Genomic DNA, 22,045 nt, shown 5'->3' on the forward strand with positions numbered 1-22,045 from the left:
TCTCCGGAATGTAATGTGCGCGGGCGGGGGTCAGCCATCCTGCAAGGCATGGCGCGCGCACACCTCATCGGTCACCAGCCCGGTCAGCCAGCCGCCGCGCAGCGCCGCCCGTACCGCTTCGATTTTCTTGCTGCCGCCGGCGAAGGCGATCACCGGACGCTGCGGGCGCGCCGCCAGCGGCGGCGTGGTGATGCGCGCGGCCAGCGCCGAGGCCAGCATGCGGCCTTCGGCATCGAACGCATGGCAGATCATTTCGCCCACCGCGCCTTGCTGCTGCAACTGCACGACCTCGGCGTCGTCGATGAAGCCGTCCTCGTGCATCGCTCCCTGCAGGGCGATGGTGCCGATGCCGAGGAAGGTGACGTCGGCGCGTTCGGCCAGGCCGGTGACGATCTTGTAGGCACGGTGGTTGCACCATTGCTTGCGGTCGCTTTCGCTCTCGGCCACGCGCGGCGCCGGCAGCAGGTAGAAGCGCGCCTGCAATTTCTCGGCCGCCTGCAGCGCCACGTCATAGCGGTTGGCCGAGCCGTCCGCGGCGAAGGCGCCGATCATGGACACGATCTGGTGCTGCGGGCGGTCGATCTCGGCGATCTTCTCGATGGCGGCCTTGAGCGTGCGGCCGGAACCGACGTTGACCACCAGCGGCGTGGCCGAGCTGAGGTATTGGTCCATCAGCTCGGCCCCGGCCACGGCCAGCATCTGCTGCACTTCCTGCGATTCGTTGGGATTGTCGCCGCCGCCCGCGCCCGGCACCACGCGGCACACCTGCAAGCCGTAACGCTCCTGCAGGCCCAGCGCCAGTTCCAGGCAGGACGAGACCGGATGGGTGATCTGCACCTTCACCAGGTTGGCGGCGCCGGCATAGGCCACCATGCGCTGCGCCATCTGGCGCGAGATGCCCAGCCGTTCCGCGATTTCATTCTGGGTGTTGCCCGCCACGTAATACATCCAGGCGGCGCGTGCCGCCAGGTCAAGTTTGGATGCGCCAGATGACATGTTCTCCTCGTGTGCCGCGGCATGGGCGGCAGCTGTGCTGGTGATGGGGGTATTGCATGGGGCCATTTTACGGCGAGTCTTGCCATCCCATTATTCACAAGTTTGGGCATTTGCTCAATTGAATTGCAAATGCTTGACAAGTTTTATTGAATGTCTGATTATTTGCTCATAAAAATATAAAAAGCTCAAAACCAGCCGTTCGGCATACGTACGACAGCCAGGCGCGCAACTTTGCCCGGCGCCGGGGGAAGTGAGCCGGCGGCCCATAAAACCATGGAGACAAGCATGCACAGCATCGCCCGCTGTATTACCCGCTGTATTACCTGTTACGGCGTCCGCCTGAGCGCGTCCGCCGCCGTCATTTCCGCCCTGTTCCTGTCCGCCGCGGCCCAGGCCGCACCGGTCACCCTGAACATCGCGTCGATCAACAACCCTGACATGATCGAGCTGCAAAAGCTGGCGCCGCAGTTCGAAAAAGCCAACCCCGACATCAAGCTGCGCTGGGTCACGATGGAAGAAAGCGTGCTGCGCCAGCGCCTGACCACCGACATCGCCACCAACAGCGGCCAGTTCGACCTGATGACCATCGGCGCATATGAAGCGCCGATCTGGGCCAAGAAGGGCTGGCTGGCGCCGATGACCGGCTTGCCGGCCGACTACGACGAGGCCGACCTGATCAAGCCGGTGCGCGAGGGCCTGACGGTGGACGGCAAGCTGTACGCGCTGCCGTTCTATGCCGAAAGCTCGATGACCTACTACCGCAAGGACCTGTTCGAGCAAAAGAAGCTGAGCATGCCGAAGCAGCCGACCTGGGATGACGTCGCCAAGCTGGCCGCGCAACTGCACGATCCGGCCAAGGGCGTCTATGGCATCTGCCTGCGCGGCCGCGCCGGCTGGGGCGAGAACATGGCGATCCTCACCACCATGGCCAACGCCTGGGGCGGCCGCTGGTTCGACGAGAAATGGCAGCCGCAGCTGTCGTCGCCGGAGTGGAAGCAGGCGGTCGCCTTCTATGTCGACCTGATGCGCAAGTACGGCCCGCCGGGCGCCAGCTCCAACGGCTTCAATGAAAACCTGGTGCTGTTCTCCAGCGGCAAGTGCGGCATGTGGGTGGACGCCACGGTGGCGGCCGGCATGCTGTACCACGGCAAGGATTCCAAGGTGTCCGACAAGACCGCTTTCGCGCCGGCGCCGATCGCCGCGACCGACAAGGGCTCGCACTGGTTGTGGATCTGGTCGCTGGCGGTGCCGAAGTCTTCCAAGTCGCAGGATGCCGCCAGGAAGTTCGCCGCCTGGGCCACCTCCAGGGAATACATCAACCTGGTCGCCAGGGACAGCGGTTGGGCACTGGTGCCGCCGGGCACTCGCAGCTCGACCTATGCATCGGCCGAGTACAAGAAAGTGTCGCCGTTCTCCGATTTCGTGCTCGATGCGATCCAGACTGCCGACGCCAACAGCCCGACCGTCAAGCCGGTGCCCTATACCGGCGTGCAGTTCGCGACCATTCCCGAGTTCCAGTCGATCGGCACCGTGACCGGCCAGGCCATCGCCGGCGCGCTGGCCGGCAAGACCACCCCGGATGCCGCGCTGGACGCTGCGCAAGCCCAGGCTGTGCGCATGATGCGCCAGGGCCGCTACATCAAGTAATGCAGGTAACGCAAGCAATTCAACATCGTCATCAACGCAGTTCCTCGCAACGCGGCCCGTTCCTTCCGCACGCCTGAATGTCGAAGGAGCGGCCGCGCCGCCTTCCCGGCCGGTCTGGCGCACATGCGTCGCGCCAGACTGTCCTGATTGCTCCGATTCGCCGAGGCCGCCATGCCATCGATCCACCCCATCCATCCTCCCGCCATGCAGAGCCCTCCGACCTCCACGCCCCGCACGCCGCCGCGCGCCATCAAGGCCGCCGGCCGCGCAAGCGCGCCGCAGCGCTTCAATCCCGTGCGCCTGCTGCAAACGCCGTCGGTGTTGATCCTGCTGGCCTGGATGATCGTGCCGCTGGCCATGACCATCTGGTTCTCGGTCAACCGCTACAACCTGATGGCGCCCGACCAGACCGGTTTCGTCGGCCTGGAGAACTACCAGTTCCTGCTGGAAGACCCGGCGTTCTGGCCCTCGATCGGCAATACCGCGCTGCTGATCGGTTCGGTGCTGGCCATCAGCGTGATCGGCGGCACCCTGCTGGCGGTGCTGTTCGACCAACCCTTCCGCGGCCGCGGCATCGCGCGCCTGCTGGTGATCGGCCCGTTCTTCGTGATGCCCACCGTGGCCGCGCTGATCTGGAAGAACATGATCATGCACCCGGTCTACGGCATGCTGGCGTTCGTCATGCGCCACCTCGGGCTGGAGCCGGTCGACTGGCTGGCCCAATACCCGATGCTGTCGGTGATCGTCATCGTCGCCTGGCAGTGGATCCCGTTCGCCTTCCTGATTTTGCTGACCGCGCTGCAGTCGCTCGACAACGACCAGAAGGAAGCCGCCCAGCTTGACGGCGCCGGGCCGGTGCGCATCTTCTTCTACATCGTGCTGCCGCACCTGAAGCGCGCCATCACGGTGGTGATCATGATCGAGACCATCTTCCTGCTGTCGGTCTTCGCCGAGATTTTCACCACCACCGCCGGCGGCCCCGGCACCGCCACCACCAACCTGACCTACCTGGTCTATTCCATCGGCCTGCAGCAGTTCGACATCGGCATCGCTTCGGCCGGCGGCATCATCGCCGTGGTGCTGGCCAATATCGTGTCTTTCTTCCTGGTGCGCATGCTGGCCCGGAACCTCAAAGGAGCGAACGAGAAATGAGCCAACAAAAGAAAAGCCCCTGGTGGGTCGGCGTCCTGGCGTGGAGCTGCGCCATCGTCCTGTTCTTCCCGATCTTCTGGGTGGCGATCACCGCCTTCAAGACCGAGCACCAGGCCTATAGCCCCACATTGTTCTTCCTGCCCACGCTGGACACGTTCCGCGAGGTCTTCAGCCGCAGCCATTACCTCGGCTTCGTGCAGAACTCGCTGATCGTCTCGCTGGGCTCGACCATGCTGAGCTTGCTGCTGGCGGTGCCGGCCGCGTACTCGATGGCCTTCTTCCCGACCGGGCGCACGCAGAAACTCTTGCTGTGGATGCTGTCGACCAAGATGATGCCGGCGGTGGGTGTGCTGATCCCGATCTACCTGCTGGCCAAGAACAGCGGCATGCTCGACACCGTCACCGGCCTGACCCTGATCTACACGCTGATCAACTTGCCCATCGCGGTGTGGATGGCCTTCACCTACTTCAACGACGTGCCCAAGGAGATCCTGGAAGCGGCGCGCATCGACGGCGCCAACGCCTGGCAGGAGATGGTCTACCTGCTGCTGCCGACCGCCATGCCGGGCCTGGCTTCGACGGCGCTGCTGCTGGTTATCCTGTCCTGGAACGAGGCCTTCTGGAGCCTCAACCTGACCAGCGTCAATGCCGCGCCGCTGACGGTGTTCATCGCCTCCTATTCCAATCCGGAAGGGCTGTTCTGGGCCAAATTGTCGGCCGCTTCGCTGCTGGCGATCGCGCCCATCATGGCGCTCGGCTGGCTGGCGCAGAAACAGCTGGTGCGCGGCCTCACCTTCGGCGCGGTGAAGTGATGATGACGCGGCAAGCCATCACCCACCTGGTGTGCGACTGCGACGGCGTGCTGCTCGATAGCGAAAGCATCGCGCTGCGCGTACTGCACCGAGAACTGCTGCCGCTGTTGCCGCTGCTGCCGGCGCCGGCAGCCGGCGCCCAGGCCGATGAGGACAGCCGCAGTGCCGCCTTGCATGCGGCCATCGCCAACCGCCTCGGCATGTATACCGACCTGCTGCTGGCTGAGGTCGATGCCGAATTCGCACTGGGCTTGAGCGCGCGGCAGGTCGAGCGCCTGCATGAAAGCGTCGGTCGCGCCTGCGGCGAGGAAGCGCAGCCGGTGCCGGGCATCGCCGAAGCCCTGCAGGCGATCCGCCTGCCTCGCGCGGTGGCCAGCAACAGCGATGCCCCGCGCATCGAGAGCGGGCTGCGCCGCTGCGGCCTGTACGCGCAGTTCGAGGGACGCATCTACAGCGCGCACGATGTTGGCCAGCCCAAGCCGGCGCCTGACGTCTACCTGGCGGCCGCGGCCGGCTTCGGCATCGAGCCGGCGCGCTGCGTGGCGGTCGACGACAGCGTCACCGGCGTGCGTGCGGCGGCGGCGGCCGGCATGCATGTGCTGGGGTTCACCGGCGTGGCGCACGACCGCAAGGCGATGGCGCACCGGTTGCAGGAGGCCGGCGCCAGCAAGGTGTTCGACGACATGAAGCAATTTCCGCAGCTGATCTGCGAACTGGTCTGGCTGCGCTGAGAGTCGCTAAAAAACGCCGCTGGCGGCGTTGCGCCTCCTTGCCGGCGGCGTTTTGTTAGCAACTCTCATATGAAGTAAATATAGAAATAAAGGAGAACGACATGGCAGCAGTAAGCATCAGAAACCTGGCCAAGCGCTACGAAGACAACGAAGTCATGCGCGACATCAACCTGGAGATCGAGGACGGCGAGTTCGTGGTCTTTGTCGGCCCTTCGGGCTGCGGCAAGTCGACCCTGCTGCGCATGATCGCCGGCCTGGAAGACATCAGCGACGGCGACCTCGATATCGGCGCGCGCCGCATGAACGATGTGCCTGCCGCCAAGCGCGGGGTGGCGATGGTGTTCCAGTCGTATGCGCTGTACCCGCACATGAACCTGTACGACAACATGGCCTTCGGCCTGAAGATCGCGGGCAAGTCCAGGGCCGAGATCGACGCCGCCGTGCAGCATGCCGCCAAGATCCTGCACATCGACCACCTGCTCGACCGCAAGCCGCGCGCGCTGTCCGGCGGCCAGCGCCAGCGCGTGGCGATCGGCCGCGCCATCACGCGCCAGCCCAGCGTGTTCCTGTTCGACGAGCCGCTGTCCAACCTCGATGCCGCGCTGCGCGTGAAGATGCGCCTGGAGTTCGCCAAGCTGCACGACGATCTCAAGACCACCATGATCTACGTTACCCATGACCAGATCGAGGCGATGACGCTGGCCGACAAGATCGTGGTGCTGTCCGAGGGACGCATCGAACAGGTCGGTTCGCCCCAGCAGCTGTACCACCATCCGGCCAACCGTTTCGTGGCCGGCTTCATCGGTTCGCCCAAGATGAACTTCATCGACGGCACGGTCGTGTCGGTGCAGGCCGGCGGCGTGCTGCTGCAGTTGACCGGCGGCGGACAGCAACTGGCGATGGTCGACGGCGCCGGCTTGCAGCCCGGCGAAAAGGTCACGTTGGGCGTGCGCCCCGAACACCTCAATATCGCCGAGGGGCAGGCGGCGTTGCAGGCACGCTTCACGGCGCTGGAGCTGCTGGGCGACTTCTCCTACCTGTACGCGGCCTATGAAGGCGCCGACGAAGCGCTGATCCTGCGCGTGCCCGACAGCCTCAACCCGGCGCATGGCAGCATGCTCGGCCTGGCCGCCGATCCGGCGCGCTGCCACCTGTTTCGCCAGGATGGCCGCGCGCTGCCGCGCCTGGTCGCGGCATCTGCGGCATCTGCGACATCCGCAGTGCAGCACTGAACCATCGCAGCAACGAACGAGGAAACGGCATGACAAGCACCGCCACCCCAATCCAGAACAAGGAAGCCGAGGACAGCCTGACCTGGCTGCACATCGGCGCCGGTTCCTTCCACCGCGCCCACCAGGCGGTTTACCTCAACGCCCTGCGCGAGAGCGGCGCCGACCGCCGCTGGCAGCTGGCGCTGGCCAACATCCGGGCCGACATGGGGCCGCTGCTGGAGGCGCTGGCGCGCCAGCACGGGCGCTACACGCTGGAAACCGTCACCCCGCAGGGCGAGCGCAGCTACCAGCGCATCGACGCCATCGGCCGCATCATTCCCTGGGATGAGCAGCTCACGCAACTGATCGCGGCTGGCGCCGAGGAGCGCACCGGCATCATCTCCTTCACCGTGACCGAGGGCGGCTACTACCTCGACCACCAGCACCAGCTCGATACCGCCAACATCGACCTGGCCGACGACCTGCGCTGCGCGCTCGACGGCAGCGGCCGCCCGCGCACCATCTATGGCGCCATCGCCGCGATCCTGCAGGCGCGCCGTGCCGCGCATCCGCAGGCCGGACTGACGCTGCTCAACTGCGACAACCTGCGCCACAACGGCGAGCGCTTCCGCGACGGCCTGCTGCAGTTCCTGGCGCTGCGCGGCGAGGCGCAACTGGCCGATTGGGTGGCGCGCTGCACCACCAGCCCCAACGCCATGGTCGACCGCATCACGCCGCGCCCGACCCCGGCCGTGGCCGAGCGCGTCAAGGCCGTCATCGGCATGGACGATCCTTGCGCGCTGATGGGCGAATCCTTCATCCAGTGGGTGATCGAGGACGACTTCAAGGCCGGCCGCCCGCGCCTGGAGCGGGCCGGCGTCGAGATGGTGGCATCGGTGCTGCCTTATGAGGAGGCCAAGATCCGCATCCTCAACGCCAGCCATAGCTGCATCGCCTGGGCCGGCACGCTGGCCGGATTGCAATACATCCACGAGGGCATGCAGCGCGACGACATCCGCCAGATGGCCTACGATTACGTGACGCAGGACGTGATCCCGTGCCTGACGCCCAGCCCGCTCGACCTGGCCGCCTATCGCGACACCACGCTGGCGCGCTTCGGCAACCCGGCCATCCAGGACACCAACCAGCGCGTCGCGGCCGACGGCTATTCCAAGATCCCAGGCTTCATCCGGCCGACGTTGCAGGAGAGCCTGGCGGCCGGCCGCGCGCCGCGCGCCACGGCCATGCTGCCGGCGCTGTTCTTCGTGTTCCTGCAGCGCTGGAACGCAGGGAAGTTGCCCTACGCATACCAGGACGGCATCTTCGATCCGGCGGCCGTGCGCGCCATGCTGTCGGCGGCCGATCCGGTCAAGGCCTTTTGCGACGACCAGGTGCTATGGGGCGAGCTGGCCGGCGACGAGCGCCTGCTGGCCCTGGTGCGCGAGGGCGTGGAGCGCGTCGGGCAATGGCTGGCGCGTGGCAACAAATAGGCCGTAATATGGCCCATTGCCATCTAACAACGAAAAAAGAGGAGCGCCATGTATCTCGGTATCGACCTGGGTACGTCGGAAGTCAAGGCGGTAGTGATCGGCGGCGACGGCGCATTGCTGGCGCTGGCCGGCAGCGCGCTGAACGTGTCGCGCCCGCACCCGCGCTGGTCGGAGCAGGCGCCGGCCGACTGGTGGCAGGCCGCCTGCGATACCGTGGCCAAGCTGCGTGCGCAGCTGGGGGAGGAAGGTTTTGCCGGCGTGCGCGCCATCGGCCTGTCGGGCCAGATGCACGGCGCCGTGCTGCTGGATGAAGACAACCATGTGCTGCGCCCGGCCATCCTGTGGAGCGATTCGCGCAGCGCGCCGGAATGCGCCGAGCTGACCCGGCGCGCGCCGCGCCTGCACGGCATCGCCGGCAACCTGGCCATGCCCGGTTTTACCGCGCCCAAGCTGATGTGGGTGGCGCGCCACGAGCCGGCGCTGTTTGCCCGCATCGCCACCGTGCTGCTGCCCAAGGACTGGCTGCGGCTGCAGATGACCGGGCGCAAGGTGTCCGACCCGTCGGATGCGGCCGGCACCTTGTGGCTGGATGTGGAAGGGCGCAATTGGTCCGATGAACTGCTGGCCGCCAGCGGCATGCGGCGCGACCAGATGCCGGCGCTGGTCGATGGCAGCGCCGCGTCCGGCACGCTGCTGCCGGCAGTGGCGCGGGCCTGGGGACTGAAGGAAGGCGTGATCGTGGCCGGCGGCGCCGGCGACGGCGCCGCCAGCGCGGTGGGCATCGGCGCGGTCAATCCGGGTGACGGCTTCCTCTCGCTGGGCACTTCGGGGGTGCTGTTCGTGGTCAACGACCGCTTCCGTCCCAACCCCGCGCGCGCCATCCATGCCTTTTGCCACACGCTGCCGCAACGCTGGCACCAGATGAGCGTGATGCTGTCGGCGGCCAGTTGCCTGCGCTGGTTCTGCCGCTTGTGTTCGGTCGACGAGAAAAACCTGCTGGCCGAAATCGAGCAGCTCGATGCGGAACAACTGGCCAATGCGCCCTTGTTCCTGCCGTACTTGTCGGGCGAGCGCACGCCGCACAACGATCCTTATGCGCTGGGCGTATTCCACGGCCTGTCGCCGGACCACCAGCGCGCCGCGCTGGGCTACGCGGTGCTGGAAGGCGTGGCCTTCGGCATGGTCGATGGCCTGGATGCGCTGCGCGCGGCCGGCACCGATGTCAGCCAGCTCTCGCTGGTGGGCGGCGGCGCGCGCAGCGCCTACTGGGCGCAACTGATTGCCGACGCGCTCAACGTGCGCATCGTCACCCATGTCGGCAGCGAAGCCGGCGGGGCATTGGGGGCGGCGCGCCTGGCCTGGCTGGCCGATGGCGGCGCAGAGGCGCAGGTCTGCCGCAAGCCGGAACAGCTGGCATCGTTTGAGCCGGATGCGCACCGGCATGCCGCGTTGCTGGTGAGGCTGCAACGCTATCGCGACATCTACGCGCCGTATCCGCCCTTGCAGGGGGAAGCGGGCGGCTGAAATCCGTCGGTGGCGTTGGTCTTGATGCCGTAGCGGTTTACTTCTTGCTGAACTTGAATACCGACACTGCTTGCAACAGTCGCATGGTCTGCTCTTCCAGGCTGGCCGCCGCCGCTGCCGCCTGTTCCACCAGCGCCGCGTTTTGCTGGGTGCCGGCATCCATCTGCGTCACCGCTTCGTGCACCTGGCCGATGCCTGCGCTTTGCTGCAGCGTGGCGGCGCTGATTTCGCCCATGATGCCGCACACGCGCTGCACCGAGTTGACGATCTCGCGCATGGTGTTGCCCGCGTCCTCGACCTGGCGGTTGCCCACCGCGACCTTTTTTACGGAATCGTCGATCAGTTGCTTGATTTCCTTGGCGGCGCCCGCCGAACGTTGCGCAAGGCTGCGCACTTCCGAGGCCACCACCGCAAAGCCGCGCCCTTGTTCCCCGGCGCGCGCCGCTTCCACCGCAGCGTTCAGGGCCAGGATGTTGGTCTGGAAGGCGATGCTGTCGATCAGGCTGATGATGTCGACGATCTTGTTGGAAGAGTCGCTGATCTCGTTCATCGTGGCGCCGGTGCCGGCCACCACGTCGCCGCCCTTGGTCGCGATCGATGAGGCCGAGCCGGCCAGCTGGTTGGCCTGCAGCGCGTGTTCGGCGTTTTGCTTCACGGTCGATGCCAGTTGCTGCATGCTCGATGCGGTTTCCTCGATGTTGGCCGCTTGCGCTTCGGTGCGGCGCGACAGGTCATGGTTGCCGGAGGCGATTTCATGCGTGGCGACATTGATGCTTTCCACGTTGGCGCGCACGTCGCCGATGATGGCCGTGAGGTTGACGTTCATCTGGCGCAGCGCGCCCAGCAACTGGCCCAGCTCATCATGCCGGCCGGTGTCGATGCGCGAAGACAGGTCGCCGCCGGTAATCGCATGGGTGACGTCGAGCGCCTGGTGCAGCGGCTTGATCAGCGCGCCGCGCAGGGCCAGCCACAGCGCTATGCTGATCAGGCCGGACGCCGCGGCCAGGCCGCCGATCCACCATTGGTGCAAGGTGGCGAAGCTGACGGCCATCACCGCCAGCTGGATGGCCAGCATGGAACCCATGCACAGGTTGATGCGGGTGCCGAGCCGGATGCGCGCCAGTTTGCCGATCCAGCCGGCCAGGCCCGTGCGCACCACTTCCCCGCGATGCAAGGCAATGCCCTTGGCCTGGCCGCGGCGGATCGATGCATAGAGTTTTTCGGCGGCAGCCACCGCGGCGCGCTCGGGCTTGGTGCGGACCGACATGTAGCCGACCGCCTGCCCGTTTTCGCGGATGGGGGTGACGTTGGCGCATACCCAATAGTGGTCGCCGTTCTTGCTGCGGTTCTTCACCAGGCCGGTCCAGGGCGTGCCGCCCTTGATGGTGGCCCACATGTCGGCAAAGGCTGCGCCGGGCATATCGGGATGGCGGATGAGGTTTTGCGGCGCGCCCAGCAATTCGCCTTCCTCGAAACCGCTGATCTCGATGAAGTAAGGATTGACGTAGGTGATATTGCCCTTGAGGTCGGTCTTTGAAACGATCGCCTTGCCATCGACCAGCAGGCGTTCCACGCCGCTGACCGGCATGTTCATGCGCATCTGTTGCTCCCGTACAGAGTTTTTGGATGAAAACCGCCAGGCAGCCGGCAAGCGCGCGTTGCGCATGCGGACGGCGGCGTTCACATTTCCCGGTGTGAACGCCCGAGGCCCAGGCGGCTTGCCGCCAATCTCAGTAGGGCTGGTCTGCTGCCTGGGCCGGGCTGTTGGGCCCGTTCTGGGGTTTTCCGAAGATGGCAGTGTATGTCGGGTAGAAAGAGCAGTACATGACTACCGTCAATATTATCGAGATTGGCAGCAGGATAAAGATGACGGCGTTGATGCTGCCGGTCAGCAGGCTGATGACCAGGCTGATGAGCGTGGGCACCATGATCGCGATCACGATCCAGGCCAGCGCATACAGCAGGAAGGCGGCGCCGGCGCGGCGCACGGTGAAGAAGCTGTAGAACAGCGCTTTCCCCAGCGGCATCTTTTGCCACATGATCAGCGGCGCAGCGTACCAGAAGGCCATGGCGGCCGGCACGTACAGCGCGGCGGCGACCAGCATGGCCGTGCGCATGCTGCCGGCGGCGTTCTCCAGGTCCTTGGCTTCCAGGCCGCCGCCCATCATGGCTTTCCAGAAGATGCCGCCGTCGGCCAGCGCGGAAAGGGCGACCACCAGCGCGGCGGCCAGCAGGTACAGCAGGCCCAGCTTGAGCAGGGAGTTGCGGGCCGGGTCGCGAAAAGCGATGAGCAGCAGGTTGGGATAGACGCGCTGGCCCTTCTCGATCTGCGTGCAGGCTTGCATGAATGACATCGTAAACAGCGGGATCAGGAGCAGCGGCAGTATCTGGCCGAGCACCGGGATGAGCCCCAGCGCCAGCATCAGGAACATGTAGGTCAGGAACAGCGTGGACATCTCGGCCGGCTGCTTGCGGAACAGCGCAAAGCCTTGCTTGACCCAGAGCCAGCCGTCTTTTGCGGGAATTTTTTCCATATCGCTTGCTTAATCGCTCACTTGTCAGGGGAGTTGCAGGGGAGGCGGCGCCTCCCCGATGCGCAGCCGCAGGATGCGTTCGAAATGCGTCGGGTCGTGCGGCGTGAGCATTTCGGCTGCTCGCGGCATGTAGTAGTCGAACAGGCGCGACAGCCAGAAGCGCAGCGCGGCCGCGCGCAGCATCGGTTGCCAGGCCTGGCGCTCGGCCTCGGAAAACGGCCGCACCGCGCGGTAGGCCGCCAGCATGGCCTCGGTGCGCCCGATATCGAGCGCGCCGCTGTCCAGGTCCACGCACCAGTCGTTGACCGTTACCGCCAGGTCGAACAGCCAGGTGTCGCAGCCGGCGAAGTAAAAGTCGAAGATGCCGGAGAGCCGGTCGCCGGTGAACATCGCGTTGTTGCGGAACAGGTCGGCGTGTACCGGCCCGTGCGGCAGGGCGCGGTAGGTCGCGGTGGCGGCGAAATCCTGTTGGTATTGCACTTCGTCGGCCAGCAGGCGCCCCAGTTCAGCCGGCAGGAAGGGCAGCACCGCCGGCGTGGTCTCCAGCCACCATGCCAGTCCGCGCAGGTTGGGCTGCACAATCTTGAAATCCCGGGCCGCCATGTGCATGCGCGCCAGCATGTCGCCCAGCGAGGCGCAGTGCACCGGCTGCGGATCGAGTTGCGATTCGCCCGCCAGTTTGCCGACGATGGCCGCCGGTTTGCCGTTGAGCAGGTTGACGATGGCGCCGCGGTCGTTGAGAACCGGCGCCGGCACCGGGATGCCGCGCTGCGCCAGATGGCGCATCAGTTCCAGGTAGAACGGCAATTGCTCGATCTGCAGTTTTTCAAACAGGGTCAGCACGTACTCGCCGCGCTCTGTGCCGATGAAGAAATTGCTGTTCTCGATGCCGGAAGAAATGCCCTTGATCGAGGTGGCTTTGCCGAGCGGGAATTGCTTGATCCAGTCGGAGAGCTGTTCAAGACTGACCGGTGTAAAGACTGCCATGACGAAAGTGAATGAAGGGGTGCTTAAGTGGTGCTTTAAAGTCGTCGGCGCGCCTGCGATACGCGGCGTTGCCGCTACTCAGCCCGAACGGCCGAATAAAAGCCGTTCGGACTGAGCAGCCGCTTTGGCGGCGTATCGAAGGCGCACCGGCTATCGATACAGGAGGTGCTTACTTTGTTGCGTTGGCGTCGCCGCTGTCGCTGCCGTCCGGCTTCTTCTTGACGCCCCAGTCGAACTCGCCGACCTTCCATTGCGCATTGGTCGGCGGGCCGCTCTGGGCATCGCCCGGGGTCGAACTGCCGAGGTTCTGGTTGGGACGCAGGTAGTAGGTGCTGGGGCCGGATTTGACTTCGATTTCCTTGGTCTGGCCGTGGTCGCGGCGTTCCTTGATGCTGTTGCCGCTGCTGCTGCCGTCATCGCCCGGCTTGCGGATGGTCACGGCTGGCGGTTCGCCTTCTTCCAGTTTTTCCAGCTCGGGCGGCGGCGGCGCCGGCTGGGCAGACGGCGCCGGCTGGGGCTGCTGCGCCACGGCCAGCGGGGCAGCCAGGCCGGCGGCGGCGCACAGCAAGGCGGCAGCCAGGGACTCTTTGGACCAGACGTTGGTTGGTTTCATGATCTTTTAGGAAAGGAGTGGTGTTGTTTTAGGCCATTGTAGCAAACCATCGTTCCGGCCTTGCCGCGTTTCAACGCGGAAAAGACCTTTGTTGCAACACCCGGCATGAAAAAGCCCATGCTTGCTGGCATGGGCTTTTCCTGTTCCTGGCGGCCGGATTGTTCCGGGATTACAGGAACATGCCGCTTTGCCGTTCGATCTCGACGTGGCTGTCGGCCGGTTTTTCCTTCTCTTCGTGGAATTTCTGGATGGCCTTGACGACCTCGGCCGGCTCGTCGATGACCTGCAGCAGGTTCAGGTCCTTGGGCGAGATCATGCCGTCGTCCACCAGGCGGGTATTGATCCAGTCGACCAGGCCGGCCCAGAACTGGCTGCCCACCAGGATCACCGGCATCAGGCGCGACTTGCCGGTCTGCATCAGGGTCAGCGCCTCGGTCAGTTCATCCAGCGTGCCGAAGCCGCCGGGCAGCACCACATAGGCGTCGGCGTACTTGACGAAGGCCACCTTGCGCGCGAAGAAGTGGCGAAACGACAGCGAGATGTCCTGCCAGCCGTTGCCGTGCTGCTCATGCGGCAGTTCGATGTTCAGGCCCACCGAAGGCGAGGCGCCGTCGAAGGCGCCTTTGTTGGCCGCTTCCATGATGCCGGGGCCGCCGCCGGAGATCACCGCGTAACCGGCGTCGGACAGGCGGCGCGCGATGTCGATGCACAGCGCGTAGTGCGGATCGTCGGGTTTGGTGCGGGCGGAACCGAAGATGGAAACGGCGGGACGCAGCTCGGACAGGCGTTCGGTCGATTCAATGAATTCTGCCATAATCGTGAGTACATGCCACGACTCGCGCGCCTTCTTGGCCGTGGCGCGTTCAATGTCGTTCACTTCCCGCAGTCGCGGTACTTTTTTTCCTCTTTGTTCCATATGCAAAAAACCTTGTTGTTAGTTGATGGTTCCAGTTACCTGTATCGCGCGTTTCATGCCCTGCCCGATATGCGTAACGCGGAAGGCGCGCCCACCGGTGCGTTGTACGGCATCATCAATATGCTGCGCCGACTGCGCAACGATTATCCCGCAAGTTACGTCGCCTGTGTGTTCGATGCCAAGGGGAAGACCTTCCGCGACGATCTCTACGCCGACTACAAGGCCACCCGCAAGTCGATGCCGGAAGACCTGGCGCTGCAGATCGAACCCATCCATGCCGCGGTGCGCGCGCTGGGCTGGCCGATCCTGATGGTCGAAGGCATCGAGGCCGACGACGTCATCGGCACGCTGTCGGTGCAGGCCACCGCCGCCGGGCTCGACACCATCGTCTCCACCGGCGACAAGGACATGGCGCAGCTGGTCAACGAGCATGTCACGCTGGTCAACACCATGAGCAACGAGATACTGGATATCCAAGGCGTGACCGAGAAATTCGGCGTGCCGCCGGATCGTATCGTGGATTACCTCAGCCTCATCGGCGACACCGTCGATAACGTGCCCGGCGTCGAAAAATGTGGGCCCAAGACCGCGGTGAAATGGCTGACCGCCTATGGCTCGCTGGACGGCGTGATGGCCAATGCCGACAAGATCGGCGGCGTGGTGGGCGACAACCTGCGCCGTGCCCTGGACTGGCTGCCGCAGGGCAGGGTCCTGGTGACCGTGAAGACCGACTGCGACCTGTCGGCGCATATGGTGTCCATCCTGGAGTCGCTGACCATGGCGCCGCAGGACAAGGCCGTGCTCAAGGACCTTTTCACCCGCAACAACTTCCGTACCTGGTTGCGCGAGATCAGCGAAGACGCTGCTTCATCGGCCGCCGCGCCGATGGCCGCGCCGGCCGCCGGCGCTCCCGCCGCGGCCGATGGCCCGGCCCAAAGCGGCCTGTTCGCGCCGGCCGCGCCCGTCGAGTACGAGACCGTGCTGACCGATGGGCAGCTGGACCAATGGATCGCCGCCATCGACGCCGCCGCGCTGACCGCGGTCGATACCGAAACCACCTCGCTGGAAGCGATGCGGGCCGAGCTGGTCGGCATTTCGCTGTGCTGCGAGGCGGGCCGCGCGGCCTACATCCCGGTCGGCCACAATTACCAGGACGCGCCGCCGCAGCTGGCGCGCGACCACGTTCTCGCAAAACTCAAGCCCTGGCTGGAAGACGCCGCCAAGCCCAAGCTTGGCCAGAACCTGAAATACGACAGCCATATCTTCGCCAACTACGGCATCCAGGTCGCCGGCATCCGGCACGACACGCTGCTGGAGTCCTATGTGTTCGAGTCGCACCGCACGCACGACATGGACAGCCTGGCCGCGCGCCACCTCGACCGCAAGACCATCACCTATGCCGAGGTATGCGGCAAGGGCGCCTCGCAGATCGGCTTCAATGAAGTGGCGCTCGAGCGCGCCACCGAATACGCGGCCGAAGATGCCGATGTCACGCTGGCGCTGCATCAGGCCATGTGGCCGCAGATCGAGCATGACGACAAGCTGCGCTTCATCTACGAGAAGATCGAAGTGCCGACCTCGGTGGTGCTGCAGAAGATCGAACGCAACGGCGTGCTGATCGACAGCGAACGCCTGGCGCAGCAGTCGCACGACCTCGGCCGCCGCATGCTGGAGATCGAGCAGCAGGCCTACGACCTGGCCGGCCAGCCGTTCAACCTGAATTCGCCCAAGCAACTGGGCGAGATCCTGTTCGGCAAGCTGGAGCTGCCGGTGGTGAAGAAGACCGCTTCCGGCGCGCCGTCGACCGACGAGGAAGTGCTGCAGAAGCTGGCCGAGGATTACCCGTTGCCCAAGGTGCTGCTCGACTATCGCGGCCTGGCCAAGCTGAAGTCGACCTATACCGACAAGCTGCCCAAGATGGTCAACCCGGACACCGGCCGCGTGCACACCAACTACGCGCAGGCGGTGGCGGTGACCGGCCGCCTGGCGTCCAACGATCCCAACCTGCAGAATATTCCGATCCGCACCGCCGAAGGCCGTCGCATCCGCGAAGCCTTCGTGGCGCCGGAGGGCAGCGTGATCGTCTCGGCCGACTATTCGCAGATCGAGCTGCGCATCATGGCGCACATCTCGGAAGACGAAAACATGTTGAAGGCCTTCGCCGACGGCGAAGACATCCACCGCGCCACCGCCGCCGAGATCTTCGGCATCCCGCCGGCCGAGGTCGGGGCCGAGCAGCGCCGTTACGCCAAGGTGATCAACTTCGGCCTGATCTACGGCATGAGCGCCTTCGGCCTGGCCGGCAATCTCGGCATCGAGCGCTCCGCCGCGCAGATGTACATCGATAAATACTTCCAGCGTTTCTCGGGCGTGAAGCGCTACATGGACGAGACGCGCATGCAGGCCAAGGCGCGCGGTTACGTCGAAACCGTGTTCGGCCGCCGCCTGTGGCTGCCCGAGATCAATTCGCCCAACGGCCCGCGCCGCCAGGGCGCCGAACGGGCGGCGATCAACGCGCCGATGCAGGGCACCGCCGCCGATCTGATCAAATTGGCAATGATCGCCGTGCAGGGCTGGCTGGAGTCGGAGCGGCTGGCCACCCGCATGATCATGCAGGTGCACGACGAACTGGTGTTGGAAGTCCCGCAACAAGAGTTGGATCTGGTGCGCGAAAAGCTGCCGGAACTGATGAAAAATGTTGCGGAGCTGAAAGTTCCCTTGCTAGCAGAGGTCGGAATCGGTAAGAATTGGGACGAGGCGCATTAATTGCCATCAGGCATAAGTTGTACGACAAAACAATCATGCCATTCGAATAAGCGGACCCTGCAAGTGGGCATGGCATACCGACAAGAGCAAACGGCAAGACACCGCAGGGCCGTAGTACCGCAACATCAATAACAATAAATCAAGAAGCATCCGCCGCGACCGCCCCAACAACCACAAGACGGCGCGCGCGGATGGAGGGAAGGCCGGAGCGTGTCCGGCACAGGAAGGAGGCTGCGGCGAAAGCGCCGGCAGGGGATAGGGACGCATCAAGGCAGGCAGGCGCGCAGGGATAGCGCGCGGCGCGTGCCGCTTCTCCCCGGCTTTTCGTTCAATGCTTCCGGTGATGACACTAGGAGGAGACGTGATGAAGTCAGGGATCAAAGTGGGTACGCGCCTGGGACTCGGGTTTGCGTGGGTGGTGTTGCTGCTGGCGCTGGTGACCGCTTTCGGCATCTACAACATGCACCAGATGCAGGCGCGCTTCAATAACGTGGTGGAGGTCAAGAACCCCGAAAGCGCGCTGGTCAAGGACATGATGGACACCGTAGCCGAGCGTTCCATCTCGCTGCGCAACCTGATGCTGCCGGCCGCGCCCGAGGATGTCGACATCGAGGCGCAATACATCGATGCCCAGACCCTCAAGTACAAGATGTCGGCGCAAAAGCTGCAGCAACTGTTCGAGCAATCGCACGGCACCACCGACGAGGAAATGGCCGCCCTGCCCAAAATCAAGGCCCAGGCCGACAATGCCGAAAAACTGATCGTCCAGGCGGTGGAGTTCGGCCAGCGCCGCGAAGCCTATGAGCTGGCGCAGTTCCTGAAGGAGCAATACCTGCCGGTGCAGAAGTCCTGGCAAGTCGAGCTGAAGTCGCTCGCCGTGCTGGAAGACCGGCTCAACAAGGAGGCCGCCGCCGCCAGTGCCGCCGCCTATGCCCAGGCGCGCCTGCTGATGCTCATCACCAGCGCCATCGGCGTGGTGACCGCCATCCTGGCCGCCATTTGGCTGACCCGCCACCTGCTGCGCAAGCTGGGCGGCGAACCCGACTATGCGGTGACGATCGCCGGCCAGATCGCCGAGGGCGACCTGGCGGTGCAGATCAATACCCGTCCCGGCGACACCGACAGCCTGATGGTGGCCATGCGCGCCATGCGCGACAAGCTGGCGGCCATCGTGGCCGAGGTGCGCAACGGTTCCGAAACCATCACCACCGCTTCCTCGGAAATCGCGCGCGGCAACCTCGACTTGTCTTCGCGCACCGAGCAGCAGGCCGGCGCCCTGGAAGAGACCGCCTCTTCGATGGAGCAGCTCAATTCCACCGTCAAGCAGAATGCCGAGAACGCGCACCAGGCCAACGGCCTGGCCCTGGCGGCGTCCGACGTGGCGGTGCAGGGCGGCTCGATCGTGTCGCAGGTGGTGGAGACCATGCAATCGATCAATGCCTCTTCGCAAAAAGTGGCCGACATCGTCAGCGTGATCGACGGCATCGCCTTCCAGACCAATATCCTGGCGCTGAACGCCGCGGTGGAAGCCGCGCGCGCCGGCGAGCAGGGCCGCGGCTTCGCGGTGGTGGCGTCGGAGGTGCGTTCGCTGGCGCAGCGTTCGGCGGCTGCCGCCAAGGAGATCAAGGTATTGATCGGCGACTCGGTCGGCAAGGTCGAAAACGGCAGCAAGCTGGTCGAACAGGCCGGCAGCACCATGAATGACATCGTCGCCAGCATCAAGCGCGTGACCGAGGTGATGACCGAGATCACCCATGCCAACAGCGAACAGAGCAGCGGCATCGAGCAGGTCAATGAAGCCATCATCCAGATCGACGACATGACCCAGCAGAACGCGGCGCTGGTGGAGCAGGCCGCGGCCGCCGCGCGCTCGCTGCAGGAGCAGGCTTCCGGCCTGCAGCAACTGGTCAGCGTGTTCCGCCTGGACGCCAATCAGGGCCTGGCGACGCAAGCCTATGCCAGCGACGAGCGCACCATCGACATCACGCCGGCGGCGCCGGAATTGACGATCGGCGGCAAGGTATTGGCGGTGCAGGGTTGAGGTTGACATCGCGCACCGGTTTGCGGGTAGTATCCGGCTTGGGATGCAAGCCGGTCTGCCAGGAATGTGAGACGCTGTAGCAACTGAAGTCTCTATTCCATCCAAAGCGGCCTGCATGCGGGCCGCTTTTTCATTGGAGCAGCCGATATGCGCCGCCAGCCAGCATTTCCGCCCTTGCCGGTTTTCAGCAGGCTTCCGGAACCGCTGCCATCACCGCCACCACAACCGACCCAACTCAGGACTTCGGTCCGAACAATGGAGAACCCGATGAATGACTTTCGCAAAGATCTCGACAGTTTACTAGGTCAGAGCAGCCTGTCCGGCACCCCCGATCGCCGTACTTTCCTCAAAACCGCGCTGGGCACGGGATTTGCCGCCGCGGTGCTGCCGGTGTGCGCGCAGACCATGATCAAGACCGACACCGCCGGCCTGACCGCAGGCGAGGTGGCGATCACCGTCAACGGCCAGCGCGTCCCGGCCTACCGCGCCCAGCCGGAAGGCAAGACCAATTTGCCGGTGGTGATCGTGGTGTCGGAGATCTTCGGCGTGCATGAGCACATTGCCGATATCGCCCGCCGTTTCGCCAAGCTCGGCTACCTGGCCATCGCCCCGGACTTCTTCATTCGCCAGGGCAACCCGCTGGCCTACACCTCGATCGCCGAACTGCAGAAGGACATCATCTCCAAGGTGCCCGACGAGCAAGTCATGGGCGATATCGACGCCTTTGTCGCCTGGGCCGGCGAAAACGGCGGCGACACCAGCCGCTTGGGCATCAACGGCTTTTGCTGGGGCGGGCGCATCGTCTGGCTGTACAGCGCCCACAATCCCAAGGTCAAGGCCGGCGCGGCCTGGTATGGCCGCATTGTCGGCGACAAGAGCGCGCTGTTCCCGCAGCAGCCGATCGACATCGCCCCTTCGCTGAAGGTGCCGGTGATCGGCCTGTACGGCGCCAAGGACCAGGGCATCCCGGTGTCCACCGTCGAGCAGATGAAGGAAGCGCTGCACAAGGCCGGCAACAAGTCGGAATTCCACGTCTACCCGAATTCCGGCCACGCCTTCAACGCCGACTATCGGCCGAGTTATGTCGAGGCCGATGCCAAGGATGCCTGGGCCCATGTGGTGGCCTGGTTCAAGAGCCATGGCGTGATTTGACGACGCACCGGCGCGCCGTTGCCGGCATCGCATTGGTGCGCATCTGATTCGGATCAATGCGGCGCGCACCAATTTATGCCGGCGGCATGCGCAGGGGACGGAAATTTTCGTCCCCTTTTTTATTTCCCGGGCAGTAAACACATGTGTTTGCGCCGTCAAGCAGCGGCGCCGAAGCTGGCACGCGGTTTGCATGATCGTTGCCTGAGTAGAAGCGGCTAGCAGTCGGTTTCACCAGACTTGCGGGGCATTGCTCGTGATGCCATCGGATCCCTCCGATGGTCCTGTGCAATTCGATAGGACACGAGACCATGATCAGCGCCCGCGCCCATCATTCCTTGATTTTTTCCATGCAGCGGCAACGCCCGCCTGCCATGCACTCCCTTCTTTTAGTGTTGCGTTTCCGGCGAGGCGCGCGATGAATGCCGTCGCCGATGCCTTCGCCGATGTTTTTGTTTCCGCCGGGGTGGCGCCGGCACTGTTGCCTTTGCGCGTAGCCGCCGTGCGTGAGATCGCAGCCGATGTCCGGCTGTTCGAGCTGCATGCCGCCGATGGCGCGCCGCTGCCGCCATGGACGCCGGGTGCGCATCTCCGGCTGCACCTGGCCGATGGCCTGACGCGCAGCTATTCGCTGTGCAATACGCCGCATGAGCGCGGCTGCTATCGCATCGCCGTCAAACGCGAAGCGGCTTCGCGCGGCGGTTCTGCCTATTTGCATGAGCAGGTCGGCGCCGGCGACGTCATCGTCGCGGCGCCGCCGGCCAATGCCTTCGTGCTGGCCGATGACGGGCGCGCGCCGGTGCTGCTGGCCGCAGGCATCGGCATCACGCCGATCTATGCGATGGCCGCCGCGCTGGTCCATGCCGGGCGCAGCCACCGCCTGCACTATTTCGCGCGCAGCCTGCGGCACGCGGCCTTCTTCGATGAGCTGGCGGTGGCGCAGGCGGGCCTGAGCCTGCACCTGGGGCTGGATGCGGCCGAGACGCAGCTTGCCATCCGCGCCGCGCTGGCGGCTTTGCCGGCGCCCGCGCCGTTGTATGTGTGCGGGCCGCCGCCCTTCATCGATGCCGCGCGCGACGCCGCCCGGCAGGGCGGCTGGCGCGATGCCGATGTGCATGCCGAACTGTTCGCCGCGCCGGCCGGCGTTGCGCCCACGGTTGCCGGTCCTGCCGGGCAGGACAGCTTCGAGCTGGTGCTGCAGCGCTCCGGCGTGCGCTGCACCGTGCCGCCCGGACAGAGCATCGTGGCCGCCGCGGCCGAGGCCGGCGTGCGCATCGCCACGTCCTGCGGCGAAGGATTTTGCGGCAGTTGCGAGAGCATCGTCCTCGAGGGCCGGCCGATACACCGCGACAGCGTGCTGTCGGCCGCCGAGCGCGCGGCGGGGCGCAGCATCATGCCCTGCGTATCGCGTTGCGGCGGGCCGCGGCTGGTGCTGGACCTCTGACTCCATCTTCGATCAACCCACCAAAAGAGGAA

Annotated in this window: 17 protein-coding genes and 1 pseudogene; 11 read left to right on the plus strand and 7 right to left on the minus strand. The window is 65.1% G+C overall.

Annotation, left to right across the window (positions count from 1 at the left end; all coding sequences use genetic code 11):
• Positions 1–30: 30 nt before the first annotated feature.
• Complete coding sequence (locus AC07N6_RS01665; protein ID WP_494780588.1) at positions 31–996, minus strand: sugar-binding transcriptional regulator; 966 nt, start codon at positions 994–996, stop codon at positions 31–33.
• A 285-nt stretch (positions 997–1,281) separates the two neighbouring features.
• Between AC07N6_RS01665 and AC07N6_RS01670 the strand changes: the two genes are divergently transcribed.
• The 7 genes and pseudogenes from AC07N6_RS01670 to xylB all read left to right on the plus strand — a co-directional run bounded on the left by AC07N6_RS01670 (position 1,282) and on the right by xylB (position 9,563).
• Positions 1,282–2,643, plus strand: a complete 1,362-nt coding sequence (locus tag AC07N6_RS01670; protein WP_494780589.1) for an ABC transporter substrate-binding protein — start codon at positions 1,282–1,284, stop codon at positions 2,641–2,643.
• Positions 2,644–2,814: 171 nt separating this feature from the next.
• Positions 2,815–3,795: a carbohydrate ABC transporter permease gene (locus tag AC07N6_RS01675; RefSeq protein WP_494780590.1), complete on the plus strand. Its 981-nt coding sequence runs from the start codon at positions 2,815–2,817 to the stop codon at positions 3,793–3,795.
• Positions 3,796–3,824: 29 nt separating this feature from the next.
• Positions 3,825–4,607, plus strand: a pseudogene (locus AC07N6_RS01680) (carbohydrate ABC transporter permease); the annotation flags it as partial.
• On the plus strand, positions 4,607–5,338 hold the full coding sequence (locus AC07N6_RS01685) for an HAD-IA family hydrolase (RefSeq protein ID WP_494780591.1): 732 nt from the start codon (positions 4,607–4,609) through the stop codon (positions 5,336–5,338). The pseudogene AC07N6_RS01680 and the gene AC07N6_RS01685, both read left to right, overlap by 1 nt.
• Positions 5,339–5,439: 101 nt before the next feature.
• Positions 5,440–6,570, plus strand: coding sequence for an ABC transporter ATP-binding protein (locus AC07N6_RS01690; RefSeq protein WP_494780592.1), 1,131 nt, complete (start codon positions 5,440–5,442; stop codon positions 6,568–6,570).
• 29 nt (positions 6,571–6,599) lie between these two features.
• Complete coding sequence (gene dalD, locus AC07N6_RS01695; RefSeq protein WP_494780593.1) at positions 6,600–8,039, plus strand: D-arabinitol 4-dehydrogenase; 1,440 nt, start codon at positions 6,600–6,602, stop codon at positions 8,037–8,039.
• Between the two features lie 48 nt (positions 8,040–8,087).
• Entirely contained in the window at positions 8,088–9,563 is a 1,476-nt protein-coding gene (gene xylB / locus AC07N6_RS01700; protein ID WP_494780594.1) for a xylulokinase, read from the plus strand.
• Positions 9,564–9,600: 37 nt separating this feature from the next.
• Here xylB and AC07N6_RS01705 read toward each other — a convergent pair whose 3' ends face one another.
• From AC07N6_RS01705 to AC07N6_RS01730, 6 genes are all read right to left on the minus strand, one after another.
• Entirely contained in the window at positions 9,601–11,163 is a 1,563-nt protein-coding gene (locus AC07N6_RS01705) for a methyl-accepting chemotaxis protein (RefSeq protein WP_494780595.1), read from the minus strand.
• A gap of 130 nt (positions 11,164–11,293) precedes the next feature.
• Positions 11,294–12,097, minus strand: coding sequence for a BPSS1780 family membrane protein (locus AC07N6_RS01710; RefSeq protein ID WP_494780596.1), 804 nt, complete (start codon positions 12,095–12,097; stop codon positions 11,294–11,296).
• A gap of 24 nt (positions 12,098–12,121) precedes the next feature.
• The gene (locus tag AC07N6_RS01715) at positions 12,122–13,084 is read right to left on the minus strand and encodes a homoserine kinase (protein WP_494780597.1); all 963 of its coding nucleotides are present in this window, start codon (positions 13,082–13,084) and stop codon (positions 12,122–12,124) included.
• Between the two features lie 169 nt (positions 13,085–13,253).
• A complete protein-coding gene (locus AC07N6_RS01720; protein ID WP_494780598.1) occupies positions 13,254–13,697 on the minus strand; it encodes a hypothetical protein in 444 nt (147 codons plus the stop codon).
• Positions 13,694–13,828: a hypothetical protein gene (locus AC07N6_RS01725; protein WP_494780599.1), complete on the minus strand. Its 135-nt coding sequence runs from the start codon at positions 13,826–13,828 to the stop codon at positions 13,694–13,696. The genes AC07N6_RS01720 and AC07N6_RS01725 overlap by 4 nt, the downstream gene beginning before the upstream one ends.
• A gap of 38 nt (positions 13,829–13,866) precedes the next feature.
• Positions 13,867–14,613 (minus strand): LOG family protein, encoded by a 747-nt coding sequence (locus tag AC07N6_RS01730; RefSeq protein ID WP_494780600.1) that lies wholly within the window; start codon positions 14,611–14,613, stop codon positions 13,867–13,869.
• Here AC07N6_RS01730 and polA point away from each other — a divergent pair, their 5' ends adjacent.
• The 4 genes from polA to AC07N6_RS01750 all read left to right on the plus strand — a co-directional run bounded on the left by polA (position 14,614) and on the right by AC07N6_RS01750 (position 22,013).
• A complete protein-coding gene (polA, locus tag AC07N6_RS01735) occupies positions 14,614–17,379 on the plus strand; it encodes a DNA polymerase I (protein WP_494780601.1) in 2,766 nt (921 codons plus the stop codon).
• Positions 17,380–17,743: 364 nt separating this feature from the next.
• Positions 17,744–19,420, plus strand: coding sequence for a methyl-accepting chemotaxis protein (locus tag AC07N6_RS01740; protein WP_494780602.1), 1,677 nt, complete (start codon positions 17,744–17,746; stop codon positions 19,418–19,420).
• A 267-nt stretch (positions 19,421–19,687) separates the two neighbouring features.
• Positions 19,688–20,572: a dienelactone hydrolase family protein gene (locus AC07N6_RS01745; RefSeq protein WP_494780603.1), complete on the plus strand. Its 885-nt coding sequence runs from the start codon at positions 19,688–19,690 to the stop codon at positions 20,570–20,572.
• Between the two features lie 415 nt (positions 20,573–20,987).
• Complete coding sequence (locus tag AC07N6_RS01750; protein WP_494780604.1) at positions 20,988–22,013, plus strand: PDR/VanB family oxidoreductase; 1,026 nt, start codon at positions 20,988–20,990, stop codon at positions 22,011–22,013.
• The last annotated feature ends 32 nt before the right edge of the window (positions 22,014–22,045 follow it).

The organism is Herbaspirillum sp. GW821-FHT09A12, assembly GCF_059418325.1.